Source organism: Paenibacillus sp. BIC5C1 (assembly GCF_032399705.1).
In the GTDB taxonomy this organism is placed as follows: domain Bacteria; phylum Bacillota; class Bacilli; order Paenibacillales; family Paenibacillaceae; genus Paenibacillus; species Paenibacillus taichungensis_A.
In genome coordinates this window covers 4,796,199-4,813,988 of the sequence record NZ_CP135922.1, presented here as the reverse complement: position 1 = coordinate 4,813,988, position 17,790 = coordinate 4,796,199, and the positions used below count along the sequence as shown (strand labels likewise).

At 47.7% G+C, this 17,790-nt stretch carries 12 protein-coding genes and 1 pseudogene; 10 read left to right on the top strand and 3 right to left on the bottom strand.

Translation table 11 applies throughout. From position 1 onward, the window contains the following. Window positions 1-14: 14 nt before the first annotated feature. Entirely contained in the window at window positions 15-893 is an 879-nt protein-coding gene (locus RS891_RS21440) for a helix-turn-helix transcriptional regulator (RefSeq protein ID WP_113053957.1), read from the bottom strand. A 533-nt stretch (window positions 894-1,426) separates the two neighbouring features. Here RS891_RS21440 and RS891_RS21435 point away from each other — a divergent pair. From RS891_RS21435 to RS891_RS31735, 9 genes and pseudogenes are all read left to right on the top strand, one after another. Beyond that, the gene (locus RS891_RS21435; protein WP_315793125.1) at window positions 1,427-2,626 is read left to right on the top strand and encodes an LLM class flavin-dependent oxidoreductase; all 1,200 of its coding nucleotides are present in this window, start codon (window positions 1,427-1,429) and stop codon (window positions 2,624-2,626) included. A 232-nt stretch (window positions 2,627-2,858) separates the two neighbouring features. After that, complete coding sequence (locus tag RS891_RS21430; protein WP_315793124.1) at window positions 2,859-4,133, top strand: ABC transporter substrate-binding protein; 1,275 nt, start codon at window positions 2,859-2,861, stop codon at window positions 4,131-4,133. Between the two features lie 3 nt (window positions 4,134-4,136). Beyond that, on the top strand, window positions 4,137-5,009 hold the full coding sequence (locus RS891_RS21425) for a carbohydrate ABC transporter permease (protein ID WP_315793123.1): 873 nt from the start codon (window positions 4,137-4,139) through the stop codon (window positions 5,007-5,009). Window positions 5,010-5,162: 153 nt separating this feature from the next. Beyond that, window positions 5,163-5,978: a carbohydrate ABC transporter permease gene (locus tag RS891_RS21420; protein ID WP_315793122.1), complete on the top strand. Its 816-nt coding sequence runs from the start codon at window positions 5,163-5,165 to the stop codon at window positions 5,976-5,978. A 114-nt stretch (window positions 5,979-6,092) separates the two neighbouring features. Further along, a complete protein-coding gene (locus RS891_RS21415; RefSeq protein ID WP_076288250.1) occupies window positions 6,093-7,310 on the top strand; it encodes an MFS transporter in 1,218 nt (405 codons plus the stop codon). A gap of 788 nt (window positions 7,311-8,098) precedes the next feature. Beyond that, entirely contained in the window at window positions 8,099-8,686 is a 588-nt protein-coding gene (locus tag RS891_RS31740; RefSeq protein WP_397386967.1) for a cell wall hydrolase, read from the top strand. A 439-nt stretch (window positions 8,687-9,125) separates the two neighbouring features. Beyond that, entirely contained in the window at window positions 9,126-10,004 is an 879-nt protein-coding gene (locus RS891_RS21405; RefSeq protein ID WP_315793120.1) for a prohibitin family protein, read from the top strand. A gap of 214 nt (window positions 10,005-10,218) precedes the next feature. After that, window positions 10,219-10,971 (top strand): peroxide stress protein YaaA, encoded by a 753-nt coding sequence (yaaA, locus tag RS891_RS21400; protein ID WP_315793119.1) that lies wholly within the window; start codon window positions 10,219-10,221, stop codon window positions 10,969-10,971. 376 nt (window positions 10,972-11,347) lie between these two features. Further along, window positions 11,348-11,473: pseudogene (locus tag RS891_RS31735) on the top strand (DUF6809 family protein); the annotation flags it as partial. A gap of 214 nt (window positions 11,474-11,687) precedes the next feature. Here the strand turns inward: RS891_RS31735 and RS891_RS21395 are convergent. Both RS891_RS21395 and RS891_RS21390 read right to left on the bottom strand, forming a co-directional pair. Beyond that, the gene (locus RS891_RS21395) at window positions 11,688-13,043 is read right to left on the bottom strand and encodes a right-handed parallel beta-helix repeat-containing protein (RefSeq protein WP_315793118.1); all 1,356 of its coding nucleotides are present in this window, start codon (window positions 13,041-13,043) and stop codon (window positions 11,688-11,690) included. Between the two features lie 560 nt (window positions 13,044-13,603). Next, window positions 13,604-15,196 carry a catalase gene (locus RS891_RS21390; RefSeq protein ID WP_315793117.1) on the bottom strand — a complete coding sequence of 531 codons (1,593 nt, stop codon included), beginning with the start codon at window positions 15,194-15,196 and terminating at the stop codon, window positions 13,604-13,606. 184 nt (window positions 15,197-15,380) lie between these two features. Between RS891_RS21390 and RS891_RS21385 the strand changes: the two genes are divergently transcribed. Further along, window positions 15,381-17,345, top strand: a complete 1,965-nt coding sequence (locus RS891_RS21385) for an ATP-dependent DNA helicase (RefSeq protein WP_315793116.1) — start codon at window positions 15,381-15,383, stop codon at window positions 17,343-17,345. Window positions 17,346-17,790 lie beyond the last annotated feature (445 nt).

Below are 17,790 nucleotides of genomic sequence, written 5' to 3'. Positions count from 1 at the left end.
GGCTTGGCGATAAATCAGTTTTTGTTTTTGTTGTTCTCGGCCGTTCGATAGCGGTTGGGTGGAAGACCGACCTGCTTTTTGAATGCTTTGGAGAAGGAGAACAGGTCAGGGTAACCGACCGAGTGCGCTACTTCAGTTAACGTTAACGGGGTCTGAACAAGCAGTCGTTTGGCCTGATTCATTTTCAGACGTTGAATGTATTGGACAGGGGACAGGCCGTAGGCTTTGCGGAATTGTTTGGCAAAATGGGTCCGATCCACGCCTGCGTGTGAAGATACACCTTCCACGGTAATACCGCCGGCAAAGTGAATATCCATGTACTCCTTGCCCTTTTGCAGCCATGGTGTAGCAGTGTCTGGTTGAAGCACTCGGGTAGTGGGGGATTTGGCAATGCGGTCAAACAATCCGAGAAAACGGGTAAGTCGTCCCAGGTCGCTTGCGCCTCCCTGAGGTTTGCGAACCTCTTCCATAAAAGCACGCATGCCACTTGCCGTCTCCGGCGTGAGTACACCTGAACGATGCGGCGCGTCCGGCGTAAGCCCGATTCGTGCCAAAAGTTCAGCTGCATGTTTTCCATCAAAGGCAATGAAAATTTTGTGCAAAGATTCCTTCGGGTCGGACCAGTACTCATGGGTAACCTGTGGATACAGGCAGAAAGCATCACGGGCACGCAGGGAATAACGATGTCCGTTCTGGATGAACGTTCCCTCGCCCTCCAGAACAAAAATCAAATAATGAAAAGGCGTCGTTCGAGGGCCAATATGATAATTGCTCTTGGCTATATTACGGCCAATTCGAATCGGCCAAGCTCCACCGGCTTTCTCGAATTCAGACGGAGTAAAAAAAATAATATCCAAAAACTCGTGGTGGTCCTCCTTCATGCTCTCGATCATCAGGAACACCTCTTTAATATAAGTATAGTTTGTAATCTCTGAAAGTTTCTCTTATAACCTATTATACAGGTGGGTTTTGTAAATATTCAAGATCGAGAAGACCTATTCCTGTGAATTCACCACAAAATGACAAAATAAAATTACCGCGAAATGACATTGATCACAGACAAATCAATTGTTATGATGTCCATACCTATTAAACCAAGTTAATTAATCGGCATTTGGATGTAAACGTACTTATAAAATGATTAGAAATTAGGCGCACTTTAAAAATAAGGTTAACGAGTGCGAACGTAGTGGAGGGGACGAAATCGATTCTGAAGAAGCAACGCGTTCACCTGAAAGCTTTCTGAGAGAAAGCTACATCGGAAGCATAAGCTATCTCCGGATTTTACCCTTGAAAAAGAGATAAAAGAAAATCTGGAGATAACAGTGATCGAAAGAACGATTCGTAACCGGAACGGCCAATGTGCACAACACCGATCTTATTTTAATCATGAGACTTTATTTATTCATAGAAGGGATTGACTTGCATGAGCGAACAGGAAGAAATGAAGTTTGGTTGGTTTTTGCCTACAGCAGGAGACGGAAAGTATGTAGGGGTTGCCCCGGAGCGGGAGCCGAGTCTGGATTATTTGGTTCAAGTGGCGCAGACAGCGGAGACGGCAGGTTTTGAATTTGTATTGATTCCGACAGGTGGAGCCTGTCTGGATGCGTGGGTTGTGGGTTCGGCTGTCATGAGTCACACGAAAACACTGCGTCCGCTTGTGGCCATTCGCCCAGGTCTGGTCACCCCTGTATTGGCGGCACGAATGGGAGCGGCACTGGATCAACTGTCTGGCGGTCGTGCCATGATCAATGTGGTGACAGGCAGCTCGGTTCGGGATTTGGAGGAACTGGGAGATCCATTGGCTCATGCCCATGATGAACGTTATGAACGGGCGAGCGAGTACATGGAAGTGATGAAGCGTTCATGGACACAATCGGCCGGGCTCAATCTGACCGAGTTTGCCGGAAGTGGTGCTCAGTCGAATCAGGAAGCATCCGAAGACAAATCGGAGTTTAATGGTAAGTATTACAATTTCAAAGGTCCGGTAGGCATGCCTGAAACGGTGCAAAAGCCGTATCCGCCGTTCTACCTGGGTGGAAGTTCACCGATTGCCAAACGGGTCGCTGTTGAACACGCAGATACATTCCTCATGTGGGGCGAGCCTCATGACTGGATTCAGGAGCAGATCGAAGAAATTGAAGTCATTCGCGAACAGATCAAAGAGGAAACCGGACAAGATGGCCAGTTGCGTTACGGCATGCGGGCACAAGTACTCATCCGGGATACGGAAGAAGAAGCATGGGCGGCGGCTTGGGAGATTATTAGCAAAGTCCCACCTGAAGCGATTGAAAAAGCCAAAGCAGCCTTCGCAGAGACGGATGCAACCAACCAACGCAGACAGAATGAGCTGCGGGAACTGTCCGAGAAACAGCAGTTCGTCGTAGGTCCCAATCTGTGGACAGGGTTATCCGTCGTACGTTCCGGCGGAGCGATCCTCATTGTGGGTACAGCGGAACAGGTTGCAGAACGATTGATGGAATATGGGGATCTGGGCGTGACCACATTTATTTTGTCCGGTTATCCACATCTGGAAGAAGCCGAAATTTTTGGCCGCACGGTTATGCCCATCATTCGTGAGAAGTGGAAAACAAGACAGAAGGAGCATTCAGTTACTACGAACTAAGTTACTACCAAATCTAAGTAAGGGCCCCTTTTTTTACACTTTAACGGAGAGGGCAGAACCGATCTGAAGAAGCGAAGCGCTCGCCTTTATCCCCGGATTTTAACCATTTCTAGAGATGATTCAAAGAAATTCGGGGATAACAGCGATCGGAAGATGGTACTGCACTCGGAGTATCCAGTGTAAAAAACATTCGTGCAACTTACATTAATCATCCTTCAGGAGGTCTTCTTTCATGAGAAAAAAACAAAAATATATCCTGCCCCTTGTCAGCATGCTGGTGTTGTCCATCCTGCTGTCTGCCTGCGGCGGCGGGGATAACGCGGCATCAGGAGGGAACGACTCCTCCGGTTCGGGCAAAGTAACAATCAGCTTCATGCACTGGCGTGGAGAGGATGTGGAAGCACTGAACAAGACCATTGATGCGTTTGAAAAGGAAAATCCGAACATCCATGTGGAAATGCAGACGCTTCCTTCGGACCAATATCAATCCACTGTACAATCCAAAATCAGTGACGGTTCGGTCGGGGATGTATTTGCTTCCTTCCCTGGTGCACAGTTCGAAGCCTTCACCAAAGCCGGATTGTTCACCGATCTGACCGGATCGTCGTTTCTCTCGGCCTACAATACTAAGCTGATTGAAGCAGGCCAGCACGATGGCAAGCAATATGCAATTCCCTATCAACTCGTATATAACGATCCAATCTATAATGTGAAGCTGTTTGAAAAATACGGACTGACTCCTCCGACAGATTGGGAAGGCTTTCTGGCACTTTGCCAGACGCTGAAAGACAACGGCATCATTCCGATTGCATTTGCCGGAGCGGATATTGGTCCGGGCCAATTCATGAATACGATGGTGATGAACAATGCACCGAGTGACGACATTTTTACCAAAGTGGAAGCCGGAGAGGCCAAACTGACGGATGAGTTTTGGGTGAAAACATTGACTCAGATCAAGGAACTGAACGACAAAGGATACTTCCAACAGGATGCACTGGGAACGAAAGACCCGGCAGCGGGTGCACTCTTTATCCAGGAGAAAGCAGCCATGCTGGCGAGCGGATCGTATCAGTTGGCACAGAACAAACTGCAAAATCCGAATCTGGAGCAGAAGCTGCTTGCACCGATTACCGTAAGTGCAGATCAAGCGAAGTATGAAGGTGTTCATACCACGACATTCATGCTCGCGGTGAACAGCAAGTCCAAACACCCGGAAGAAGCAAAGAAGTTCATCGAATTCCTGAGCAGTCCGGAAGTGGCTGGCGAATATGCCAACCAGACGGGACAGAATGTAACGGTGAATGATGTGAAGTACGATTCACCTGAGCTTCAGGTTGCCGGAGATTGGGCAAGCAAAAAAACCGTGTTCCAGCCACGGTTCACTATCCTGAACGGAGATAACCAGAAAGCAGTGACGAACTCCATTCAGGCTGTACTGAGCGGCACTTCTCCTGAAGAGGCAGCGCAGCAGGCACAGGCGATCATTGATCAGCATATCGGGAAATAAACGATGAAGAACCGTATTCAGCTATCCCTGTTTTTGTTACCCGGGTTGCTGCTGTACGTTGCACTGTTCGTATTTCCTACATTGACGGGGCTGTTCTACTCCTTTACGGATTGGGACGGGGTATCCCCGTCGTATGCATTTGTAGGGCTGGATAATTACAAGGACAGTCTCAGCAGCATCGTGTTTCGCAAAGCTTTTGGCAACAACGTGGAGTTCATGTTAACGGTTGTCATTGCGCAAACCTTTATTTCACTTGTTCTGGCGCTGCTTCTGGTACGTAACACAAAGACACGCATCGCGCTCCGGGCGCTCTATTTTCTGCCTGCGATTCTGTCCTCCGTATCGGTGGGTTTGATCTGGGCTTTTATGTACGATCCTTCGATCGGACTGATTAACTATGGATTGAAAGAGGCAGGTATGGGGAGCATGGCCCACAACTGGATTGGTGATCCGAAGATCGCCATCTACTCCATTGCCGCGGTACAGGTCTGGGCACATGCCGGACAGATGATGATCGTGTTTATCGCAGGTCTGCAAGGCATTCCGGCGGAGCTGTATGAAGCAGCACGTATGGATGGCGGCAGCAAATGGCAGGTATTCCGTACCGTGACCTGGCCGCTGCTTGCACCTTCGGCAACGATTGTCGTGGCCTATACCACGATTCAATCGTTCAAAGCTTTTGATCTCATTTTCACGATGACGGACGGAGGCCCGAACTATGCTACTGAAATTTTGACCACATATATCTATCATACCGCCTTTGGCAGCTACTCATTTGGCCTCGCTTCTGCGGGTTCGATGATCTTCCTGGTTCTGCTCGCTTTGCTGACGTTATTGCAGTTCAAGGCGCTGCGTGCCGACCGGGTAAGCTATTAAGGGGTAGACAGATGGAGATGTGCTTGGATAGGTGAGTCGTGAATCGTGAGTATGTTAGTTGTTCAACGAATGATTAAACGAGGGCAGAAAACTTGAATGAGAACGATGCCTGAACAGACCTAAAAGACTTATACAAGAAGGGAGGGGGTTCATATGGTTTTAAAATGGTTCAATCGACTGATCCTATTGGTGTACGCCCTATTGATTATCGTGCCGCTGTACTTTGTATTTGTATCTTCGTTCAAAACAAGCAGCAACTTCTTCATCAGTCCATTTAGCTGGCCGGACCCGTTTACGTGGGATAATCTCACGGGCATGTTCCGCAACCAGCCGATGTGGCAGTATTTCGGGAACAGTCTGGTCGTCACGCTGGGCACGGTTGCGATTGAGCTGCTGCTTAGCAGCATGATTGCTTATGCCATTGTTCGCTGGGGCGGCAGTGTGGGCAAAATCGTGTTTGCCTTGTTTGTGGCAGGTCTGATCGTTCCTTCCCAAGTAAGCATGCTGCCGATCTATTCCCTCACGCGTACGCTCGGGTGGTCGGACAGTCTGACAGGACTCATTGTAGTATCAGCCGCCATGTTGATGCCGGTCTCCGTATTTATGCTGACAGGCTTCATGCGTATGCTCAATGCGGAAATTCTGGAAGCGGGCAGTATGGATGGCGCGAATGAGTGGAGACTCTACACGCGGATTGCTTTGCCACTCGCCGCACCTTCTTTGGCAGCTACAGCGACGTTCCTGCTCGTGATGGTGTGGAATGATTTGCTCATTCCGATGCTAATGCTCAGCAGTAAGTCCAAGCTGACGTTACCACTCGCACTCATGCAGTTCCGCGGAGAATACGTGACAAACTATCCGATGATGCTCACCGGTGTGCTGGTAACGGCTATTCCGATGATCGTGCTGTTCATTCTGCTTCAGCGTTATTTTGTTGCAGGTCTGACAGCGGGTTCACTCAAGGGGTAAGGTATGTGAAGAAGATCAACGGATATGCGTATTTTACATTGATTTCTGGATCATTCTGCATAATAATGGTTTAGTGTCAGAATGACTACATAGAGATCAAGGGAGCTATAAGACATGAGCAAACTGGAAGTATTGCGGAATCCCAAGCAGCGCAAGCTGCTGTTCAGTGCTGGCATGAGCTGGCTGTTTGATGCCATGGAAGTCGGCATGATTTCCTTCATCGTGGCTGCACTCGCCAAGGAATGGAGTCTCAGTCCGGGACAAGTTGGGGTGCTTACGAGTATCAACTCCATCGGTATGGCGCTAGGTGCATTGCTTGCGGGGGCACTTGCGGACCGTTTCGGCCGAAAGGCCATTTTGATGTGGACTCTGCTGGTATTTACGATTGCTAGTGGCCTGTCAGCATTGGCGACCGGATTCGCCGTGTTGTGTGTACTGCGTCTGATTGCAGGTATTGGCCTCGGCGGGGAGCTGCCCGTTGCATCTACGTTGGTATCGGAGTCGATGCCTACGGCAGAACGTGGACGTGCAGTTGTACTGCTGGAGAGCTTCTGGGCAGGTGGCTGGATTGTATCAGCACTCATTGCCAACTTTGTTATCCCGGAATATGGCTGGAGAATTGCTTTTGCCATTGGTGCCGTTCCGGCGTTCTATGCGCTGTATCTGCGCCGTGCCATTCAGGACCCACCTCGTTACAAGAACAATACCAAGATTAAGAAAATCACGTTCCGAGAAAAGGTTGCGACGGTATGGTCAGCACCTCATCGCCGTACAACGTTGATGCTCTGGATCTTGTGGTTTACCGTCATTTTCTCTTATTATGGCATGTTCTTGTGGCTACCTTCGGTTGTTATGGCAAAAGGCTTTACACTGGTCAAAAGCTTTCAGTACGTGCTGATTATGACGATCGCACAGCTGCCAGGTTACTTCACGGCGGCGTACTTCATTGAGCGGTTTGGCCGCAAATTTGTACTTGTCGTTTATCTTACATTGACAGCAGTAAGTGCGATTGCTTTTGGACTGGCAACAACGGAAGCGACGATTCTGACCGCAGGGATCTGTCTTTCCTTCTTCAATCTGGGAGCTTGGGGCGGTCTGTACGCATATAGTCCGGAATTATACCCCACTTCTGTTCGTTCAACAGGTGTGGGTCTTGCCACATCGGTAGGCCGAATTGGGGGCGTGCTTGCTCCATTAATGGTGGGTATGTTGGTTCAGCGTGAGGTTGCAATCAGCCTGATTTTCACGATTTTCTTCGTGACCATTCTTATTGGGGCAGCGGCTGTGCTGTTCCTGGGCCGGGAAACCAAGGGTCTGGAATTGGCTGAATAAATGTCAATAAATACAACGCAACTTTTGTACGGGTCAACCTGCCTACGGAAATGATGGGCTAGACGAGCGGCAGATGGTTGATACAAGAAGAGGCATGACTATGGCGTGACCATGGGCTCATGCCTCTTTTTGCTGTGTCTGGAGTGGATTTTCGCCTGCGCCATCGGTCCGATAGACGTCACTTTTTTGATATCCTATAATGACACTCGGGATGTAGGGCCGTGAGGATTCAGGGGGAAGAAGTGGGATCTGGATTCAGAAAAGTGGAGGTTAATGGAATGATGAAGAACAATATTAAAATGCATCAGACCCGTGAAATGAATGAATTGAGCGAAGCGAATGCAGAGAATATGATGAATGAGCAGAATAGAATAAGTGACAAGAATAGAATGAATGAAAAGTATATGATGAGTGGACAGAATGGCGTGTGTGAAGTAATACGTGTGACTGATAATGTGGGGATGAATGTGATGTACAGTTATAATGGCAATGATAGGATAAGTGAGATAAGCGGGAGATACGATGTGATTGATCTTACTCCTGTTAAAGAGATGAGAGAAATGAAACAGATGAAGATGACGAGCTATATGTACAGCCTTGATGAAGAATTTAGATTAGATCGCGGGGATGAGAAGCTTGATCTGCAAGATATGCACACAAGCACTGACCACATGGAGCCTATTACCGTCAGTCGGAAAGTCACCCATCGCAGGGGGGAAAAGGCTGGCAAAAGAGCAGGACGAGTCAGTGTGTTTCTCGGTGCTTTTGCAATGGCTCTGGGACTGACAATGGCAGCTCCGTCAGCTGGAGCACAGAAACTGGAGCAGGGCGTTCGCGGTGAACATGTGCTGCAATTGCAGGAGCAATTAAACGAACTGGGGTATTTTAAGGCTGGATTAACCGGATATTACGGTTCTATTACCAAAGGCGCTGTCCGTAAGTTCCAGCAGGCTCAGGGGCTGAGTGCGGATGGGATTGCAGGCCCGGCAACATTAAATAGACTGAACAAGAAGGCTGCAGCCCAAGGTAATACACTGCGCCAGCTCGCGAAGCTGATTCATGGGGAAGCACGCGGAGAATCCTTTGAAGGACAGGTTGCCGTAGGTGCGGTCGTCTTAAACCGAGTGCATTCAAATGCATTCCCGTCATCAATCCCGAAAGTGATTTTCCAAAAAGGGCAGTTCACGGCCATAGACGATGGGCAGTTTAATACCAAGCCGACGGCGACCTCTTATAAGGCAGCTCGAAAAGCCTTGAATGGTACTGATCCCACGAATGGAGCGCTGTATTACTACAATCCGAAGATTGCGACGTCCTTGTGGAGTAAGAGCAGACCAACGCTGCTGACGATTGGGCAGCATGATTTTACGAGATGAGTTTAAGTAGAAATATATTTTTTAATAATTGAAATATAATGATGAACCTCGGCTGAACGCTGCTGAATGCAGACGTGCTACCGGGGTTTCTTTTATATTTTGGTTGTGCAGACGAGGAAAGTGGGGAAATCTTCCGCCTTTGTATGTCCCTCTTTTCAATCTACAGCGATAGAAGAATATTAGAATGGTGTCTGAATACCATTGAAACCGAATACGATTTTACAAAGTATATATAAAGAAGGATATAATTAGTTGCAATTTATAAATTTGTGCTTGGTTACATCCATAGAGGGGAGGACGAATATGCCATTTATTGGGGGAATCATTTTAATATTGATCCTAGCATTTATTCTATGGGCATTAATGATCCCGCTATTCAATAAAATAGGTAGTAGAATTCTGAAAAAGTACGATAAATTCAAACAAGAGGAGAATGCAGATGAAAAATTCAAAGACGTATAGGGTAGGGGCGATCACGGTTGCATTGGTTATTATCGTGGGAGTGTTACTGGTGACCTTCTTTGTCACACGAATTCCTAACGGATATGTTGGGGTCGTATATTCACCCAATGGAGGCGTAAAAGATAGTACACTGAGTCAAGGATGGAAACTCGTTGGAGCGTTTGATAAAGTGACGAAATATCCGATCCGAATTCAAACGGTTGAATACAAAGATATTCAGATTGCTACTTCTGACGGGAAAAACATCACAATCGATTTTGCTTACAACTACCAAGTCGAACCAAGTAAAGTATCTTCTATCTTTAATACATTTGGGCCAATTAGCATTCAAGAAATTGAGGATACATATCTCAAAACACGTTTCCGTGACGCAGCTCGTAAAGGTATCTCCAAGTTTACAGTCATTGATGTGTATGGTGAAAAGTCATCCGATGCAGGAGTGGACGTCCAGCAACGTTTTTCTGATGACGTTAAAGAGTTAGGCTTTATTGTATCGAACGTTACTGTAGGTGTTCCTCAACCAGATGCTAAGACTCAGGAAGCCATCGATAAGCGTGTCGAAGCTTCTCAAGAACTGGAACGTAAAACGACTGAACTTGAGATCGCCAAGAAAGAAGCAGAACGCAAGCGTGTGGAAGCACAAGGTAATGCAGACAAACTATTAATTGAAGCAGAAGGTCAGGCTAAAGCGAATAAAGAGCTTCAACAATCTCTATCGAGTCAACTCGTTGAATATGAAACCATTAAGAAATGGGATGGAGCCCTTCCATATGTAAGTGGGTCCAATACGCCAATGATTCAATTGCCGGGTACTAAAGTAGAGCAAAACAGCGGGGCGGGAAGCGTATCTCCCTAATTGCGGTCTGAAATGCGAGCCTTGCTTTCTCAACAATTTAATGTGTTGAATTCCAATGAACAAGCCGGTCCAATGGTGGGCTGACTTGTTCATTTTTGAGTCTTTACAAGGTACCATGAGGGATTTAGTTAAGCCCTGACATTGGATTTACCTAGCCGATCCTGTACAATGAATAACGACAAAAACAACGGTAGATTAAGGATGGATCAGCACGATGAGAATTATCATATCACCAGCTAAAAAGATGAAGATTGATACCGATCTTATGGCTATTGCGCAGATGCCGCAGTTTATAAACGAGTCAGAACAGCTGTTGAGTCTGCTTCAAAAGTTATCCTATGACGAACTTAAAGCGATGTGGAAGTGTAACGATGCAATCGCCGAACAGAACGTGGAGCGGATTCGGAATATGGATATAAAAGCAAATCTTACGCCAGCCATCTATGCCTATGAGGGCATTCAGTATCAATATATGGCTCTGGGTGTTTTTCAAAATGAAGAACTGGCGTATCTTCAGCAGCATTTACGCATATTATCCGGTTTTTATGGCATGTTACGGCCTTTGGATGGAGTTACCCCTTATCGGTTGGAGATGCAGGGCAAGCTGCAAGGTCCGGGCTTCAAATCCCTTTATCAGTTCTGGGGTAGCAAATTGGCGGATCAGCTTCAATCGGAAAGCGACTGTATTCTGAATCTGGCTTCCAAAGAGTATAGCAAAAACATCACTCCTTTTCTGAAGGAGGAAACCCGGTTGATTACTTGTGTATTTGGACAAATGGTCGATGGGAAGCTTGTTGAAAAGGCAACGCGGGCCAAAATGGCTAGAGGTGAGATGGTACGGTATATGGCAGAGCGTAAGATTACAGATGTGAAGGATATTAGAAACTTTGATCGGTTAGACTTTGTTTTTTCAGAAGAGAAGTCGGATGAAGGTAATTATGTATTTATATATTCAGAGGAGAAATAGCCAGGTCTTACAACGAGGCTTAGATTTTTAAATTATTGCCTTTCAATATTCTAATTCTTCGTAACACCTTATCTAGGAGTTGTTTAGAATACAGAAAAATGATCAATTTATACTTCGACTCAACCTATTTATAAACGATAAAACAATACTAGCGGATTTCCCGCTAAAAGCTCACCTTGCTAATTTCCTTCATGTACAATTTTCCTGAGGTGACCTTACTATGAAGGATAACATGCCAAACCTGATCGAAGATTTGTTTCACGGGAATCTGCGGTTGGACGAGTCGATTCATCCTGAGCATGCCTAGTATCAGAAGATCAATCGTCGGATCTCGGATCTTATGCAGAACTATAAGATATAGCATAGCGAGAATGAATATGATGCATTGGAAGAATTGGTAGACTTAATTGGGCAATCGACGTCCATGTACGTGGAAGCAGCGTTTGAGCAAGGTTTCCGTACAGGCGGTAGGTTGATGATCGAGGTTTTGTGCAGAACATGAGCGCAAATGATTAGCCTTACCTAGAAGCGAGCAGGGCAGATTTCACTTTTTAAAACCAGGCCCACAAAAGCCAAAAACATAAGCAACTAGCACTGTGACTGCCCGATCATTTTAAAACCACAAATCCCCTAATCCATCACCAGCAATCAGACTGGAATGGAAAGGGGATTTTGTGTTTAATCCTGAACTTTTCAACTACAGCTGTCTAACTAACCTACCGCGCCCCAATATTCGTACCCGATGGAGTACCCGAGCCGATCAGATCACTGCCTGTGGCAAGCTTCAGGAAATTTCCCAAGACAGGCGTTCCGTCCGCGCTACGTGTCACCGATGGCACAAGCGAGACAAAGTCGGCTGCGCTGGCGAGTAGGCCTTTGTCGTTGACGCTTTTCTTGTTCTTCCACCAGACGTTGGTGCTGCTAACGTCGGTTCCACTGGTTTTGTCGCTGGCGCCGCCTTCGAAGGACAGGTTGTTGGTGAAGATATGTGTGCCTACATCAAAGGCGAAGTTGCTTTGACCATTTTGCCAGGACGTATTGTTTTTCATCTGAATGGAACCGGGATTGCTGTTATAGGTGAAGCCGTGCTTTTTGTTATTAAACGCAATACTGTTCTCAACGATGTGATTCACTGCGATTTTCTCGCCGCCCAGTTTGAAGCCGTTACCGTCACTATTGGTGGTGGATGTACCATCCGAAGTCTGCCCGTTGTGATGGGAGATGCTGTTGCGGATCGTCACGACGCCAATGGCACCTGTGTCTGTTTTGCTATACAGATCCCAACCATCGTCCACATTATAGGCGGCGATACAACCATCGAACAGGTTGCCTGGGCCTACCGTCAATTTGGCAGCAAAGCCGTCTGCATCTTCTCCGTCATCCGGATCATAGTTATCATGGGAATAGGAGCGGATAATTTCGTTATAAGCAGGCCAATCATTCTTGGCGGCAGTAGAGGCATAGCGTCCGAGTTGAATGCCGGTATCCCGGTTGTGATGGGCTTCGATCTGCTCCAAACGGTTGTAACTGCCCCCGATAAAGATACCGTTGTCGCCCGCACCCTTCACTTCAAGCCCTTTGACGAGCCAGTAGTCTCCGAACATTTGCAGCCCACGATTGGTGGAGGCGAAGGCTTGTGCCGAGAAATCAAAGACAGGCTTTTCCGATCCGTACGCCACCAGATTTTTGCGTTGTCCTGATGTACCACTGTTGCCTCGCTCAATCGTAACCGTTTCCGAGAAGCTGTAGGTGCCACCGCGCAGATATATTGTTTTACCCGGTGCAATCTGGGTCAACGCGTTAGCCAGTGACGTAGGACTCGCGAGGGTTCCGGGATTGCTAGCCGAGCCGCCAGGAGCGACATATAGATCACCTGCAGCGAGTGCGATACTGGAGGCAGCCACAGAATCAGAGGGATTTTGCAGTCCGTTATCGATCAATTCCGCCGCACCAGCGGATCCACCGCCGAGCAATAATAGAGGGAACGCGGCACTTAGGCAGATGTGAGTCATTTTCGATTTCAGCGAACGTTGAGATGAGGCATGAGCAGAAGTAATAGGGAATAATTTCATTAAGCAAACCTCCTTGGTTAATTGGGAGTAGAATGAAGAAGCGTGGCAGTTGTGTACCAGACCGTTATCAATGAGATAAGTCACCGCGGTTGGCTGGATGCAATCTCTAGGACACAGGTTCATGGTAAATGTTGTAAACGTTATCATCAATAATCATTTGATCAGATGGGCTCAACCTGCTGACAAGCCTCGTATAGCTGGTTGAAAATGGAAGTTTATATAAGTAACGCATAATCCTGCGCTCAGTTCATGTCCCTCATTTAACAGGGGATCATCTGAAATGAACGTTGAAAGAGACCCTTTTCCCAGCAAACGGCATGATCCATACCTCCAATCTGCTGAAATCAACTTAACAATATTTAGAATAGAAGAGCCTCACGTGGACAGCTCACAGTCTGCTCAGGTTGAAACGTCAAATACCCCCGATAGCAGGCCACTTCAAGCAGTCTTTGCTACCAGGGGTTATGAAATGAACCTATACGTTGCTATAAAACATGTGCGTTGCCTTAAAACATATCCGTTGCCTTTAAACATGCATGCATCAGCTACATCAGCAATCTTTAATATGGATCTGCTTCATGACTGTCTTTGGCAGCCTGTTCCACTGTGGGCTCATGCTTGGGCTGAACCGTGGGACTGTCATCTGTTGAGACGGAGGATAATCCTTCCGCTACCCGGCGTCCATAATCAGCATCCGCTTGTGTGAAATGGGAGATCATGCGCTCGCGGATATCCGGTTTGCATGTGGCTAAAGCATCTACCAGATTGCTGATCAGTTCATCTCGCTCCCAATCCTCGAACGCCCGGTACGTGTCACCGGCTTGACCAAAATCATTCGTACGTTCGATCTTCTCACGCACTAGCCTACCTTCCACCAATGGTTCATGCTCCTTGCCACGTGGCGCTGCTTCCTTTAGTCCACCGAGTGACGAAGGTTCATAGTTGACGTGTGGATTCTGACCTGGTGCACGATCGACCTGATATTGCATCTGTCCACCGCTCTGATTGGTGGCAACCCGATTTTTGGGTGCATTAACTGGCAGTTGCAGGTAGTTGGCACCCACCCGGTGACGCTGGGTATCCGAGTAGGAGAAGGTGCGGCCTTGCAGCAGTTTGTCATCCGAGAAATCCAGTCCATCTACCAGCACTCCTGTGCCAAACGCTGCTTGTTCCACTTCATTGAAGTAGTCCTCTGGATTGCGGTTTAGCGTCATTTTCCCAACCGGCAAAAATGGAAACTGCTCTGGCGGCCACAGCTTGGTCGGGTCCAGCGGATCAAAATTCAGTTCGGGATGCTCGCCGTCCTCCATAACCTGAACGCACAGCTCCCATTCCGGGTAGTCTCCTTGTTCGATGGCGTGATACAGGTCGAGTGTGGCGTGGTTAAAGTTCTGCCCCTGAATATCACTGGCGTCCTTCTGGAGCAGGTTGCGTATGCCTTGATTGAGCGGTTCCCAGTGATATTTAATGAGCACGCCAGTGCCTTCCTGATTCACCCATTTGTATGTATTGACGCCCGACCCCTGCATTTGTCGATAGTTGGCCGGAATTCCCCAAGGGGAGAAGAGAAACGTAATCATATGGGTGGCTTCGGGACTGAGCGAAACGAAATCGAAAAACCGTTCCATATCCTGTGCATTGGTCAACGGGTCTGGCTTGAAGGCATGTACCATATCCGGGAACTTGAGCGGGTCACGAATGAAAAAGATTTTCAGATTGTTGCCCACCAGATCCCAGTTGCCGTCCTCGGTATAGAATTTCACAGCAAATCCGCGCGGGTCCCGAAGCGTCTCCGGTGAATGCCCACCATGAATAACTGTAGAGAAGCGAACGAATACGGGCGTTTCTTTACCTTTTTCCTGAAACAGACGTGCGCGAGTATACTTTGATACCGGTTTATCCCCGGCCGTTCCATAAGCCTGAAATACGCCATGGGCGCCAGCGCCGCGGGCATGGACAACCCGTTCTGGAATACGTTCGCGGTCAAAATGGGTGATCTTTTCAAGAAAATGATAATTCTCCAGCGTGGTCGGTCCCCGGCTGCCGACGGTTCGAACATTTTGATTATCCGTGATGGGATGGCCTTGCCGATCCGTTAATGTCTCGGGTCCCTTGTCTGAGGAATGCTCAGGTTGTGAAGAATGGTTATCCATGGAGTACCACCTTTCCTTAGGTTGGATTTCTGTATATATTTTCCCTGTGGTCCGGTTCTATACATAAAATTTCGCAAAAAAAGCTTGTCACCCACCTCATGGCGTGGGATAATTAACTTTTGCCCTATGGACGGTTTTTAGATAAAAATGCACCACTTATAGAAGAATGGAGGCTGACCCAGGATTGTCAACACAACGTTATCCTTTCGCATATGATCCGGCTGAACCTTTTGTATCCCGTTTAGGGGAATGGGTTGCCGATGTTTTCTATGATATTTTGCCTGAGTCCGGCTTCGAGGTACGGGATGAACAGATTTTTATGGCGTACCAGCTCGAACGGGCCTATGGAGAAAAAAAGACCATTATGGCTGAGGCCGGTGTGGGAACAGGCAAGACATTAGTCTATCTGCTCTACGCGGTCTGTTATGCACGTTATACGGGTAAACCGGCAGTAATCGCCTGTGCGGATGAGTCATTGATTGAACAGCTCGTGAAGCCCGGCGGAGATATTGCGAAGCTGGCTGCACATCTGGATTTGGAAGTGGACGCACGTCTGGGCAAGTCACCTGACCAATACGTCTGTTTGAACAAATTAAGTGCGATGAGATTTGCGGATGAGGATGCGCCTGTCATTGAAGAAGTGCATGAAAGCCTTCCGGATTTTGTGAATACGCCGGGTACGCTTCAGGCTTTCCATCCGTATGGTGACCGCAAACAGTATCCACATCTGAATGATCGCCAGTGGAACAAAATTAACTGGGACCCGTTCCAGGATTGCTTCGTTTGTCCCAAACGTCAACGCTGTGGCTTGACGCTGTCGCGTGACCACTATCGTCGTTCCAAGGACATCATTATCTGTTCCCATGATTACTACATGGAGCATGTGTGGACCTATGAAGCGCGCAAACGCGAGGGACAATTGCCACTGCTGCCAGATCACAGCTCGGTTGTATTTGATGAAGGACATTTGCTGGAAGAAGCGGCCCTGAACGCACTGAGCTACAAATTGAAACACCGCATCTTCGAGGAACTGGTTACCCGTCTGCTTGAAGGTGAGATTCGTGAATCTCTCGCGGAGCGTGTGGATGAAGCGATTGAGAGCAGTGAACGACTGTTCAGACTGCTGGATACGTATACGGTAGCCATTCCCGGCTCGGAACGGAAAGAAGTGCGGGTAGAGCCGCCGCTGCTGCGTGAGATTGAACGACTAACCAACGTACTGGATGCGATCGGCGAAGAATTGGTATTTGAGAGCGGATTGTTCTCACTGGATGGCTATCAGATGCGCGTCGTGGAAGAACATCTGGACATGATTCAGTCTGCACTTGCGTTGTTCCGTAAGGAAGATGGATACATCTGCTGGGCTGAAGAGAGCGAAGACGAAACAACCTTATCGATCATGCCGCGTACCGTGAAGGAAATTCTGAACGAGCGTGTGTTCAATACAGGCATTCCGATTGTCTTCTCATCCGCAACGTTATCTGTGGACAGTTCATTCCGTTATGTGGCAGACAGTCTGGGGATTGATGATTTTGTATCGTTCTCCGTGGCTTCTCCATATGACTACGCGGACAAAATGCAGATGAAGATTACCGATGAAACTGTACCTGGTCACCCGGAAAACGAAAATCGGTTGCGTGACGCCGTGACGCTGCTTCAGGAGAGTGGGGGGCGTGCCCTGATTCTGTTCCGTACGATGGAAGAGTTGCGTGCATTCAAGCAGGACATCGTTCATGTCCCTGAGGCTCAAGGGTTACGCTTTATGTATGAGGGAGATCGGGAGATTAGTGACCTGATTGCCGCTTTTCAGGAGGATGAGGAGAGTGTGCTATGCTCCGTCAATCTGTGGGAAGGTCTGGACGTTCCAGGGCCGTCATTATCCAATGTTATGATCTGGTCGCTCCCGTATCCACCACAAGACCCTGTATTTAATGCAAAACGTACAGCGTCAGCGGCGCCTTATGAAGAGATAGATCTTCCATATATGCTGCTGCGTGTGAAGCAAGGTCTGGGACGTCTGATTCGGACAAGCAGTGATTCGGGTACCGCCGCCATTCTGGATGAATCGTTGTACAGCAAAAAGGAAGCCAAAGACCGCATTGCGGCTCTGCTCCCCGAAGGTGTAGAATGGACAACCCTGACTCATTAACCAGCTTACGTTAAATGTTCTGCTTTGTTTTTGATGATAAGGCTTCTTACCAAAATAAGTTCTTGTTCTCTGTGGATTCATCATCCGTAAGTGAGCAAGAGCTTATTTTGATGGTTCCTCTGATGTTCTTCTCTTCCCTTTTTTCGAGGAATTTTCCCTCGCTTCCAATCGCTCCAACATTCTAACGAAGCTACCGCATCTTATTAGCGTGATCATTAAGAGATGTAAATTCTAACGAATCTCAGTAACATTATCCCGTCCGAAATTGGCGTATCAACCTAGAAATCGACCGAATTTGGAGGGATAACGTCGCTGTGATTCTTTACACGTCAAACCTGCGCAGATAGAAGCGAATAGCGTGTGTCAGGTTCATTAGACGCAATAAATGCGAAGAACGGCTGTCTCCTGTCATTTTTATGATGACTTATGGAGCGGCCTTTTTGAT